Annotated in this window: 11 protein-coding genes; 4 read left to right on the forward strand and 7 right to left on the reverse strand. The window is 69.3% G+C overall.

The window, feature by feature from the left end:
* Positions 1–3: 3 nt before the first annotated feature.
* Positions 4–714 carry a helix-turn-helix transcriptional regulator gene (locus CSW64_RS00120; protein WP_099620179.1) on the reverse strand — a complete coding sequence of 237 codons (711 nt, stop codon included), beginning with the start codon at positions 712–714 and terminating at the stop codon, positions 4–6.
* A gap of 83 nt (positions 715–797) precedes the next feature.
* On the opposite strand from CSW64_RS00120, the gene CSW64_RS00125 reads away from it, so the two are divergent.
* Positions 798–1,529: a glutathione S-transferase family protein gene (locus tag CSW64_RS00125; RefSeq protein WP_099620180.1), complete on the forward strand. Its 732-nt coding sequence runs from the start codon at positions 798–800 to the stop codon at positions 1,527–1,529.
* A gap of 101 nt (positions 1,530–1,630) precedes the next feature.
* Here CSW64_RS00125 and CSW64_RS00130 read toward each other — a convergent pair whose 3' ends face one another.
* A complete protein-coding gene (locus CSW64_RS00130; RefSeq protein WP_099620181.1) occupies positions 1,631–2,437 on the reverse strand; it encodes a DUF72 domain-containing protein in 807 nt (268 codons plus the stop codon).
* Between the two features lie 60 nt (positions 2,438–2,497).
* Here CSW64_RS00130 and msrA point away from each other — a divergent pair, with 60 nt between their 5' ends.
* Positions 2,498–3,100: a peptide-methionine (S)-S-oxide reductase MsrA gene (gene msrA / locus CSW64_RS00135; protein ID WP_099620182.1), complete on the forward strand. Its 603-nt coding sequence runs from the start codon at positions 2,498–2,500 to the stop codon at positions 3,098–3,100.
* Positions 3,101–3,137: 37 nt separating this feature from the next.
* Here the strand turns inward: msrA and CSW64_RS00140 are convergent, their stop codons facing one another.
* The 3 genes from CSW64_RS00140 to CSW64_RS00150 form a co-directional block, all read right to left on the reverse strand.
* The gene (locus CSW64_RS00140) at positions 3,138–4,523 is read right to left on the reverse strand and encodes an L-serine ammonia-lyase (protein WP_099624054.1); all 1,386 of its coding nucleotides are present in this window, start codon (positions 4,521–4,523) and stop codon (positions 3,138–3,140) included.
* Positions 4,524–4,577: 54 nt separating this feature from the next.
* Complete coding sequence (locus tag CSW64_RS00145) at positions 4,578–6,242, reverse strand: M28 family metallopeptidase (RefSeq protein WP_099620183.1); 1,665 nt, start codon at positions 6,240–6,242, stop codon at positions 4,578–4,580.
* 88 nt (positions 6,243–6,330) lie between these two features.
* Entirely contained in the window at positions 6,331–7,062 is a 732-nt protein-coding gene (locus CSW64_RS00150) for an SDR family NAD(P)-dependent oxidoreductase (protein ID WP_099620184.1), read from the reverse strand.
* A gap of 71 nt (positions 7,063–7,133) precedes the next feature.
* On the opposite strand from CSW64_RS00150, the gene CSW64_RS00155 reads away from it, so the two are divergent.
* Positions 7,134–8,138 carry a glutathione S-transferase family protein gene (locus CSW64_RS00155; protein ID WP_099620185.1) on the forward strand — a complete coding sequence of 335 codons (1,005 nt, stop codon included), beginning with the start codon at positions 7,134–7,136 and terminating at the stop codon, positions 8,136–8,138.
* Between the two features lie 89 nt (positions 8,139–8,227).
* Here CSW64_RS00155 and CSW64_RS00160 read toward each other — a convergent pair whose 3' ends face one another.
* Positions 8,228–9,397, reverse strand: coding sequence for an alanine racemase (locus tag CSW64_RS00160; RefSeq protein WP_099620186.1), 1,170 nt, complete (start codon positions 9,395–9,397; stop codon positions 8,228–8,230).
* Positions 9,397–10,377 carry a threonine/serine dehydratase family protein gene (locus CSW64_RS00165; protein WP_099620187.1) on the reverse strand — a complete coding sequence of 327 codons (981 nt, stop codon included), beginning with the start codon at positions 10,375–10,377 and terminating at the stop codon, positions 9,397–9,399. The genes CSW64_RS00160 and CSW64_RS00165 overlap by 1 nt, the downstream gene beginning before the upstream one ends.
* A 66-nt stretch (positions 10,378–10,443) precedes the next feature.
* Between CSW64_RS00165 and CSW64_RS00170 the strand changes: the two genes are divergently transcribed.
* A complete protein-coding gene (locus CSW64_RS00170; RefSeq protein WP_099620188.1) occupies positions 10,444–11,664 on the forward strand; it encodes a M20 metallopeptidase family protein in 1,221 nt (406 codons plus the stop codon).
* Positions 11,665–11,671 lie beyond the last annotated feature (7 nt).

Consider the following 11,671-nt stretch of genomic DNA (forward strand, 5'->3'; position numbering starts at 1 on the left):
GGATCAGCTCTCGCCGCGTCGCCAGGCCGCGTGGCGCTCGTCCATCTCCCGCCGCCAGCGCGCGCGCAGAACGCCCGGGCGCTCCGGAAAACGATCGTCCAGGAACCAGGCCTCGGCTACGCGATCGGTGCGGAAACTACGGAAATCCTTGCGCAGCTCGCACCAGCCGATCAGCAGCCGCTTGGTCTCCATATAGCCGACGGTGATCGGCCAGATGACCCGGTCGCTGGGCCGGCCCTGTTCGTCGTTGTAGGCCAGCTTGATCTTGCGGCCTCCGTGGATCGCCGAGCGCACCTGGACCATGTCGATATTATCGGGCGCGTTCTGCCAGGCGGGCGGCGCCCGGCCCGCGGGCTCGAGCACCATCGGGCGCAGGTTGTCGGGCACGGCCTCGGCGATCTTGGCGATCAGGTCGTTGGCGGCGCGAGCCAGAGCGGGGTCGCCGCGGCCGGCGACCCACTGGGCCCCCAGCACGGCGGCCTCGATCTCGTCAGGCGTAAGCATCAGCGGCGGCATGTCGTAGCCGTCCTCCAGGATGTAGCCCACGCCCGCCTCGCCCCGGATGGGGGCGCGCTGGCCGACGAGGGCGGCGATGTCGCGGTAGATCGACCGTTTCGACGTCTCCAGCTCCTGGGCCAGGGCGTCCGCCGTGACCGGCGCACGTCCGCGACGCAGGATCTGGATGATCTGGAACAGTCTCTCAGCGCGTCTCATCGCACCCTCGCAGCCTCATGCTGACAGCATGCTGTCAGTAGTGTGGCGGTAGCAATAGGCTGTCTAAGTGAGGAGAGACAGCCATGATCGTTCTCTACAGCGCCGGCGAAGGCTTCGGCCTTCCGGAAGTCAGTCCCTATGTGACCAAGACCGAGGTCCAGCTGCGCATGGCCGGCCTGCCCTACCTCAAGGAGCCGGGCATGCCGCACCTGTCGCCGAAGGGCCAACTGCCTTGGATCGACGACCACGGAACCCTCGTCGCCGATTCGACCTTCATCCGCGCCCACCTCGAGAAGACCTACGGCTTCGACCTCGACCACGGCCTGACTCCGGCCGAGCGCGGCCAGGCCTGGGCGATCGAGCGGATGGTCGAGAATCACCTGGGATGGACCGGCGCCTGGGCGCGCTTCTTCATCCCCGAGAACTTCGACAAGGGCCCGGCCCATTGGTTCGACTGGGCGCCCGAGTCCCAGCGCGACAGCCTCTGCCATGACCTGCTCGAACAGGTGCAGGCCAACCTGAAGGCCGTCGGCGTCGGCCGTCATTCGAACGCCGAGATCATCGAGCTGGGCGTGACCTCGCTGCAGGCCCTGTCGTCGATGCTGGGCGACAAGCCCTACCTGTTCGGCATGCGGCCGGTCGGGGTCGACGCGATCGTCTTCGCCACCCTCGCCCAGTTCGTGAACCCCTTCTTCGACAGCGAGCTACGCCGTCGGGCCGAGGGCTTCGGCAATCTGGTCAGCTACGTCGACCGGATGATGGCGCGCTACTACCCCGACTTCGCCTGGAAGCCGGAACTGAAGCGGGCGGCCTAGACCTCCAGTCTTCCCGGCCGAAGCGAAGCGGAGAGCCGGGACCCAGCGCCGCCATGCCGAAACTGGGTCCCGGATCGCCCTGCGGGCGTCCGGGATGACCGCTATTGATCCGCCAGTTTCTGCAGCGCCTCCGCACCATGGGGCGCGCGCACCTTCCCCTCGTGGATGATGTAGGCGAACACGTCTCGCGGGGCCTTCGCCGGCGCATGACCAGGATCAACCCGCGGCAGGTCGTCCGGGTCCCCGCCCCCGGCCCAGGTCTGCAGCCGATCGGCCCAGGCCTTCAGCTCCGCCGGCGCATAGGCCGTCTCCACATCGTCCGAGCCGGTCTGCAGCCGGGCGTAGACGAAGTCGGCCGTGACGTCGGCGATCTCCGGATAGGTCTGGTGCTTGGCGTAGATGTTGGCGACGCCGTGCTCGCGCAGCAGCGCCGGAAAGGCGGGCGTACAGAAGCTGTCGTGCCGCACCTCGACCGCGTGGCGGATCTTCACCCCGTCGACGGTCCTGGGCAGCAGGGCCAGGAAGGCGCCGAAGTCGTCCGGGTCGAACTTCTTGGTCGGGGCGAACTGCCAGAACACCGGCCCCAGCTTGGCGCCGAGCTCGGTCATGCCCTGGGTCATGAACTTCTCGATGCTCTCGCCCGCCTCGGCCAGCACCCGACGGTTGGTCGTGAACCGGCTGCCCTTCACCGCGAAGACGAAGCCGTCCGGCGTCTCGTCCCGCCATTTGCGCCAGCTGTCCGGCTTGAAACTGGAATAGTAGGTGCCGTTGATCTCGATGCTGCGCAGCCGGCGGCTCATGTAGTTGAGCTCGTCCTTCTGCTTCAGCGTGTCGGGATAGAACACCCCGCGCCAGGGCTCGAACGTCCAGCCGCCGCAGCCGGTGCGGATCTGGCCTGATGCGCTCATGACGGTTCCTCCCTGGTGTCGCGAGACCTCCTATCTATGGTGTCCACACCGGAGGCCACAATGATCCGCCGCCATCTTCTCGCGCTGGTCGTCGTCGCGGTCGCATCGATCGCCCCGACGGCCGCTCTCGCCGCGCCCGCCAAGCCGACCGCGACCGCCGTGTTCGCCGGCGGCTGCTTCTGGTGCATGGAGCATGACATGGCCGGCGTTCCCGGCGTGCTGAAGGTCGAGAGCGGCTACACCGGCGGCAAGCTGCGCAACCCGACCTATCAGGACGTCCTGACCGAGACGACCGGCCACTACGAGGCCGTGCGGGTGACCTACGACCCGAGCAAGCTCAGCTACGCCTTCCTGCTCTACAAATACTGGAAGCTGGTCGATCCGACCGACGACAGCGGCCAGTTCTGCGACCGGGGTCCATCCTATCGCACGGCGGTGTTCGTGAAGACGCCGGAGGAACGGGCCGCGGCCGAGAAGTCCCGCGCCGACGCCGCGAAGAAGCTGAAGCGCGGCAAGATGACGACGCCGATCCTCGACCTGGGCCCGTTCTGGCCGGCCGAGGCCTATCACCGCGACTACGCCAAGCGGAACGCCCTCAAGTACAACATCTACCGCACCGGCTGCGGCCGCGACGCCCGGCTGAAGGCGGTGTGGGGCGGGTAGGCGCCGTCCTCCTCTCTTGGGGGAGGGGATCAGCCGATCAGCACTCCACCATGTTCACCGCCAGGCCGCCGAGCGAGGTCTCCTTGTAGATCTCGTTCATGTCCTCGCCGGTGCGCTTCATGGTGGCGATGACCTTGTCCAGGCTCACCGAGTGCTCGCCGTCGCCCAGCAGGGCCAGGCGGGCGGCGTCGATGGCCTTGATGGCGCCCATGGCGTTACGCTCGATGCAGGGAATCTGGACCAGGCCCCCGATCGGGTCGCAGGTGAGGCCCAGGTTGTGCTCCATGCCGATCTCGGCGGCGTTCTCGATCTGGGCGTTGGTCCCGCCCAGCGCGGCGCAAAGGCCCGCGGCGGCCATCGAGCAGGCCACCCCGACCTCGCCCTGGCAGCCGACCTCGGCCCCGCTGATCGAGGCGTTCTTCTTGTACAGGGCGCCGATCGCGGCCGCGGTCAGCAGGAAGGTCCGGCGCCCCTGCGGCGTACCCTGGTAGAAGCGGTCGTAGAAGCGCAGCACCGCCGGCACCAAGCCCGCGGCGCCGTTGGTCGGGGCGGTCACCACCCGGCCGCCGCCGGCGTTCTCCTCGTTCACGGCCAGGGCCCAGAGGTTCACGAAGTCCATCGCCGCCAGCGGATCGCTGATCTGCTTCTCGACCTTGGCCATGATCGCCTGGTGCACCTGGCGAGCGCGGCGCTTGACCTTCAGCCCGCCGGGCAGGATCCCGTCCATCCGCATGCCGCGGTCGATACAGGCCTCCATGGCGGTGTGGATGGCGTCCAGGCCGGCGATCACCTCGGCTTCGGGGCGGCGGGCCAGCTCGTTGGCCATCATCGCCTCGGCGATGGTGACCCCGCCCTCGGCGGCCATGACCAGCAGCTCGGCGGCGTTTTCGAAGGGATAGGGAACATCCGGCCCCGGCTCGTCGGCGCTGTTGCGCTGGATGTCGTCCTCGTCGCGAACGAAGCCGCCGCCGACCGAGAACCAGGTCCGCTGCAGCAGGATCTCGTCCTCCTCGCGCCCAAAGGCGGTGAAGGTGAGGGCGTTGGGATGCTGCGGCAACCGCTCGCGGCCGGCCCAGACGATGTCGCGGGTCTCGTCGAAGGCGATCTCCGGTCCGCCCTCGCCGCCCAGGACCATCCGACCGCCCTCGCGCAACAGCGCCAGCGCGGCTTCGCCTGCGTCGGGGTCCAGCGTCGCCGGCTCGTGCCCCATCAGGCCGAGCATGGTCGCCGTGTCGGTGGCATGGCCCTTCCCGGTCAGGGCCAGCGAGGCGTAGAGCTTGGCCTCCACTCGCGTCACAGCGGGCAGCAGACCGCCCTCGCGCAGCAGCGCGACGAACCGCGCCCCGGCGGTCATCGGCCCCATGGTGTGGGAGCTCGACGGGCCGACGCCCGGCTTGAACAGGTCGAATACGCTGACGGTCATGATCACCCCCGACCGTGTCCGCTCCCCGGTCGAGGAGCGGACACGCCGGCTAGCCTATTTCCGCTGAGCCGCGGTGGCGTCGCGGGCGGCCTTGAACTCGGACCCCGCCGCCCATTCCGGCCAGGCGCCGGAGTTGGCCAGGGTGCGGCCCAGGCCGTAGATCAGCTCGATGTCGGCGACGATGCCGTCCATCTTCCAGCTGTCGGACCATTCGTCGGCCGGCTGGTGGTAGGCGTCGGCGCGATACTTGTCGCTGGCCGCCTTGCCGGCTGCGACGCCGCCGTCGATCAGGTCCTCGCCCGAGCCGAACGAGATCGCCGGCACGCCGCGCTTGGCGAACGGGAAGTGGTCCGAGCGGAAGAAGTAGCCGGCCTCCGGCGCGGGATCCGGCGAATAGACCCGGCCGCGCTTGGTCCCTTCGGCGATCAGCATGTCCAGCAGGTCCAGCTTGGCGTTGCCGGAGATGGTGAAGTCCTTGGCCGCGCCCGACGGGTCGAGCGCGTCGGTGTTCAGCACGCCCACGGTCTTGGCCAGCGGGAAGATCGGGTTGTTGGCGTAGTACTCCGAGCCCAGCAGCCCCTTCTCCTCGGCCGTCACCCACAGGAAGGCGACCGAGCGGTCGGTCGGCGGGTTGGACTTGTACAGCCGGGCCAGCTCGAGCAGGGCGGCGGTGCCGGTCGCGTTGTCGACGGCGCCGTTGTAGATCGCGTCGCCCTTGGCGTCCGGCAGGCCGACGCCCAGGTGGTCCCAGTGGGCGGTGTAGAGCACGGTCTCGTTCGGCCGCGTCGCGCCCGGGACCAGGCCGATCACGTTCTTGCTGACGATGACCTCGTGCTTGACCTTGTAGTCGCCCGACAGGGTCACGCCCTTCAGCGCCACCGGCTTGAAGTCGCGCGTCTGGGCCTGCTTCTTCAAGGTCTCGTAGTCGAAGCCGGCGGCCTTCAGCCAGGCGGCGGCGACATCGCGCTGCACCCAGCCCTCGACCGGGGCGTGCGCTTCGGACGGCGTCTTGCGGACGATGTCGAACATCGCGTTGGTATTGGAGTTCTTGACCGTCGCCCAGCCGTAGGAGGCCGGCGCGGTCTCATGGACCACGATGAAGCCCAGCGCGCCCTGGCGCGCGGCCTCCTCGTACTTGTAGGTCCAGCGGCCGTAGTAGGTCATGGCCTTGCCGCCGAAGTCGCCCTGGCCGGTCTCGAAGTCGGCGTCGTTGATCAGGACCAGGACGATCTTGCCCTTCAGGTCCATGCCCTTGAAGTCGTCCCAGTTCCGCTCCGGCGCCTTGATGCCATAGCCGGCGAAGACCACGGGGGCGTTGGCGAAGGTCACCTTGTCGACATTGGTCTGGGCGGCGCGGATGGCCACTTCCTCGCCCTGGGTCAAGGGCGCCGACTTGCCGTTGATGCTGACGCTGAGGGTCGGCTTGCCGACGATCTCGAAGCGGGCCAGCGGCACGTCCTGGGTGTAGAGGCGCTTGCCGTCCTTGGTCTCGCCGCCCGGCTGGACGCCGATCTTCTCGAGCTGCTGAACCAGATAGTCGATGGTCTTGGTCTCGCCCGCGGTCGCGGGACCGCGCCCCTCGAACTCGTCGGACGACAGGACCTTGATATCGGTCGTCAGCCGCGTGGCGTCGGGCATCGGCGCCGGCGGCGACACGGCCAACGCCGACATCGGCGCGAAACAGATCGCGGCGGCCGCGACGAGCAGAGACTTTTTCATGGAACGGCGCTCTTCCCAGCAATGTTTTTTGCGGGCGGAACCTATCCCCGGGGAAGCCCTTTCGCCAAGGCTGTTTCCAGGGGCCGTTTCAGAGGGTCAGGCCGCCGTCCACGATCAGGGTCTGGCCGGTGACATAGGACGCCAGCGGCGAGGCCAGGAACAGCACCGCGCCGGCCATGTCCTCCGGCTGCCCGAGCCGCCCGAGCGGGATGCCGCGCAAGGCGCCGGCCAGGCGTTCGGGGTTCTCGGTGGTGACCTTGGTCAGCTTGGTGTCGACCAGCCCCGGCGCCACGCCGTTCACGCGGACGCCGTCCGTGGCCCAGGCCTGGCCCAGCGTCTTGGTCAGGGCGACCGCGCCGGCCTTGGAGGCGTTGTAGGCCGGATTGCCGCGCGTGGCGTGATAGGCCGCCGTCGAGCTGATGGTGACAATGGCGCCACCCGACGCTTTCAGCGCCTCATGGAACTTGAGCGCGCAGGCCATCAGGCTGTCCAGGTTGACTCCGACCACCTTGCGGAAGCCGTCCATCTGGAACTCGCCTTTCTTGTAGAGCACCGTCCCCTGGGCCAGGACGAGGACGTCCAGCCCGTCGAACGGCGCGGGCGCGGCCTCGACCTGGGCGTTGTCGGAAGCATCCACCTGGAAGAAGGACAGACCGGAAAGGTCCGAGCCGTCCTCGGCGCGATAGTCGGCCTGAGGTCGAGTACCCCAGACGGCGACCTGGGCTCCGCGCTTGCGGAACCCGTGCGCAACGCCGTTGCCGATGCCGCTGGTGCCGCCCACGATCAGCACGCGCTTGCCGGTGAAATCCAGGTCGTTCATCGCTTCCTCTCTTCCGTCCCGGCCGTGGACCGCGCAGAGTACCCGCCGGTAACCAGCGGGGAGGCTCGGAAATGTACCGTCTGCACGGCGGCCTTGGTTCGCCCTATTCGATGAAGATGCGGGCGCTGATGCGCTATCGGCGCCTGCCTCACGTCTGGCTTAGCATGGGTGACCCGGCGACAGCGCAAGCCCTGTTTTCCAAGGTGAAGGCCCCGGTGATCCCGGTTCTGGAACTCCCCGACGGCGTGGTGATGAACGACTCCACGCCGCTGGTCTTCGAGCTGGAACGCCGCCACCCCGGCGAGCGGTCGGTGATCCCTGGCGATCCGGCCATGGCCTTCCTGGCCTATCTGCTCGAGGACATGGCCGACGAGTGGGGCACCAAGCTGATGTTCCACTACCGCTGGTTCCGCGAGCGCGACCAGAAGCAGCTGAGCGAATGGCTGGCCTTCGATCGTCTGCATGGCCGAGGGCGCGGCAAGGTCGAGGGCGCCGCGGCGATGTTCCGCGAACGCCAGGTCGGCCGTATGGCGCTGGTCGGCTGCACGCCGCAGAACGCGTCGATCATCGAGGCGACGGCCGAGCGGATCTTCGCCCTGCTCGACGCCCACGCTCTCGATGGCCAATACCTGTTCGGGTCCCGACCGTCGTTCGCCGACTTCGCCTGGATGGGCCAGCTGTCGCAGTTGGCGGTCGATCCGACGCCGCATGATCTCATGCGGGAGACCGCGCCCTATCTGATGCGGTGGCTGGCGATCCTGGACGACGCCTCGGGGCTGGAGGGCGAGTGGGCCGATCCCGCGGCGCCCCTGCCCGCCGCGACGACCGGCCTGCTGACCCTGGCCGGCGAGGTCTATTTCCCGTTCCTGCTGGCCAACGCCGCTGCGGCGGCGCGGGGCGACGAGACCTTCGAGGTCGAGCTGCTCGGTCGACCGTATGCTCAGGGGACCTTCAAGTACCAGGTCAAATGCCTGGTCGAGCTCCGGGCCGCCTGGGGCGCGCTGCCAGAGGACGCCAAGGCGCAGGCGCGGCCGGTCCTGGACGCGGCGGGGTGTCTGGAAGCGTTGGGCGGGTGACACGGGGACATGCTCCGCGCAGCGGTGCGTGTCCCATGCCTCGATGCTTGAACGGGGACACGCACCCTGCGGGAGCATGTCCCCCGGCCTCAGCTCACCCGCCGCGCGTCGATCGGCCAGCGTTCCCAGGAGCCATCCTCGGCCACGACGTGCAGGGCGTCATAGAGGTTGATGGTCGGGTCACAATGGCCGATCTGCAGCCAGACTAGGTCCCCCGCCTTCGGCGCCTCGGCCGGCCAGGGCGCGCCCACGTCGGCGTCCAGATTGTCCACGGCCTCGACGAAGCTCCCGCCCTTGAGCATCGGGATCGCCGAGGGATCCAGGATCATGCCGTGCTCGTCGCCCATCGGCCGCCACAGCGCGCCCTTGGCCGCCCCGGCGACCACCCGGGCCGGAGGACCGTCCACGGCCATCGCCTTGAAGCCGGCGTCTATGGTGACGTGGCTCTTGTGGTTGGCGGAGATCGCGCTCGCCACGACGAACAGCGAGGCTTCGAACGGCCAGCCGCCCTCAGGCGCGCCGCAGTCCTCGTACTCGACGTCCATGAAGGCGTAGGAGCCGGCCTGGAGCTCGGTGAAGACGCCCGACGCCAGGTCCCAGGCGTGGGTGCCGGTGCCGCCGCCGGTGACGACGCCCGGCGCCAGGTCGGCGGCGCGCAGGTCCGCGACCAGCCCCGCCAGCATCCGGAACACGCCTTCGTCGGCCGCCTTGCGCGCCGGCACGTCCGAGAGATGTTGCAGGTGCCCCGCGTAGGCCTGGATGCCCGCATAGTTCAGGCCCTCGGTGTCCGCCGCGAGCCGGGCGAGCTCCAGAATTCGGGAGGGATGGGCGCCGGTCCGGTGCGTGCCGGGGTCGACATCTATGACGCAGTCCAGGACGGCGCCGGCGGTGCGGGCGGCCTCGCCCAGCCGTTCGATCTGCTCGGCGCTGTCGACCGTCGCCCCGATCCGGGCGCCGCCGACGGCCAGGGCGGCCAGGCGGTGCGCGCCCCAGGGCGCGTGCGGCGCGGTGACCAGGATGTCGGAGATCCCGCCTCGGGCGAAGGCCTCCGCCTCGCCGACCGTCTGGGCGCAAAGGCCCACGGCGCCGGTCTCGACCTGCTGTCGGCCGAGCGTCGAGCATTTGTGCGTCTTGCCGTGCGCCCGCAACCGCACGCCGGCCAGATCGCAGAGGCGCTGCATGGCGTCCAGGTTCCGGTCCAGCGCCGAGCGCCGGACCACGAGGAGGGGCGTCTGCGGAGGAACGAAACCCGGGATCATCAGATCTCTCCGGCCAGGATGCGGGCGAACAGCCCAGGATCGATGTTGCCGCCCGACAGCACGACGCCGACGGTGGCCGTCTCCGCGTCGACCGCGCCCGACAGCAGGGCCGCCAAACCGACCGCGCCGCCGGGCTCGATGACCAGCTTCAGGGTCGTGTAGGCATAGCGGATGGCCTCGGCGACCTCGGCGTCGGTGACGGTCGCCACGCCGTCGAGGTTGCCTTGGTTGATCGGGAAGGTGATCGCCCCGGGCGAGGGCGACTGCAGCGCGTCGCAGATGCCGCGGGCGTCCGGCGAAATGATCTCGCGCCGGCCGCTTTCCAGCGAGCGGCGGGTGTCGTCGAAGTCCGCCGGCTCCACGCCCAGCACACCGGTGTGCTTGGACAGCGCCTTCACCGCGGTGGAGACGCCGGCGATCAGGCCGCCGCCGCCGACCGGCGCCAGCACCACGTCCAGCCGCGCGCCGACGGCCTCGGCCTGGCGGACCAGTTCCAGGCCGACGGTGCCCTGGCCGGCGATGATATCGACGTCGTCGAACGGCCAGACGATGGTCATGCCGCGTTCCTGCGCGATCCCCTGGGTGATCGCCTCGCGGTCCTCGGTGTAGCGGTCGTAGTGGATGACCTCCGCGCCGTAGGCCCGCGTGTTGGCCACCTTCATCGCAGGAGCGTCCTGCGGCATCACGATCACCGCCGGCGCGCCCAGCATCCGCGCGGCCAGGGCGACGCCCTGGGCATGGTTGCCTGACGAGCAGGCGACGACCCCCCGCGCGCGCTGTTCGTCGGTGAGCTGAGCGATCTTGTTCATCGCCCCGCGGAACTTGAACGCCCCGCCGCGCTGCAGCGTCTCGGGTTTCAGAAGGACCCGAGCCCCCAGCTGATCATTGAGCGCCGGGCTCTCGATCAGCGGCGTCTTGACGGCCAGGCCGTCCAGGCGGGCGGCGGCGGCTTCGATATCGGCGAATGCGACGGTGCTCATGGCTCCTCTCCTAGACCCGCGCCGCGAAAAGCGCGACGGTGGCCGCGCTGATTTCCGGAGTCTTTCATGAACGCCCTGACCATCGACCGCGAAGGCTGGACCGCCGCCGGCGACGCCCAACTCCACGACGCCATCGAGCTGCGTCGCTCGATCCATATGGAGCCGGAGTTGGGGCTGCACCTGCCGAAGACGACCGAGAAGGTGCTCAAGGCGCTCGAAGGCCTGCCGCTGGAAATCCGTCAGGGACCGTCGACCACCGGGGTGCTGGCCATCCTGCGCGGCTCGCCGAACGGCCGGACAGTCCTGCTGCGCGGCGACATGGACGCCCTGCCGCTGACCGAGGACACCGGTCTGGACTTCTCGTCCAAGGTCCAGGGCGCGATGCACGCCTGCGGCCACGACACCCATGTCGCCATGCTGGCGGGCGCCGCCAAAGCCCTGTGCGCAAAACGCGACCAGCTGAACGGCACGGTGATGTTCATGTTCCAGCCGGGCGAGGAAGGGCATCACGGCGCCCGCTTCATGCTGGAGGACGGTCTGATCGACCCCCTCCCCGACGCCGCCTTCGCGCTGCACATCTCGCCGAACATGCCGACCGGCGTGTTCGCGGGCCGGGCCGGCGCGCTGCTGGCTTCGTCCGACGTGATCGATATCCGGGTGGTCGGCGCCGGCGGCCATGCCTCCACGCCCCAGGACGCCAACGACCCGATCCCGGTCGCCTGCGAGATCGTCCAGGCGCTGCAGACCTTCGTCACCCGCAAGATCTCGGTGTTCGACCCGGCGGTGATCACCATCGCCCAGATCGTCGCCGGCACGACCAACAACATCATCCCCGAGGACGCCCATATGAAGGGCACCCTGCGGACGCTGTCGGAGGCCACCCGCGAGAAGGCGCATGAAGGCATCCGCCGCGTCGCCGCCCATGTCGCCGCCGCCCACGGCTGCACCGCCGAGGTTCATATCGAGCGCGGCTTCCCGGTGACCGTCTGCACGCCCAAGGAGGTCGAGCTGGCCGAGCGCACCGCCAAGGCGCTCTACGGCGATGGCGCCTGGATGACCATGCCGGCGCCGTTCATGGGGGCGGAGGACTTTTCCTATGTCCTGCAGAAGGCGCCGGGCGCGATGGCCTTCCTGGGGGCGGCCCCGGTCGGCGCGGGCGGCGACTGGCGCGCCTGCTGCGCCCTGCACTCCAACCGCATGACCCTGGACGAGCAGGTGATGGCGCGCGGAATCGCGATGCACTGCGCCTTCGCCGAGGCCGTTCTGGCGGGAGCCCTGTCGGACTAGGCCGGCG

Origin of the sequence: Caulobacter mirabilis (genome assembly GCF_002749615.1) — a bacterium.
Classification (GTDB): Bacteria; Pseudomonadota; Alphaproteobacteria; order Caulobacterales; family Caulobacteraceae; genus Caulobacter; species Caulobacter mirabilis.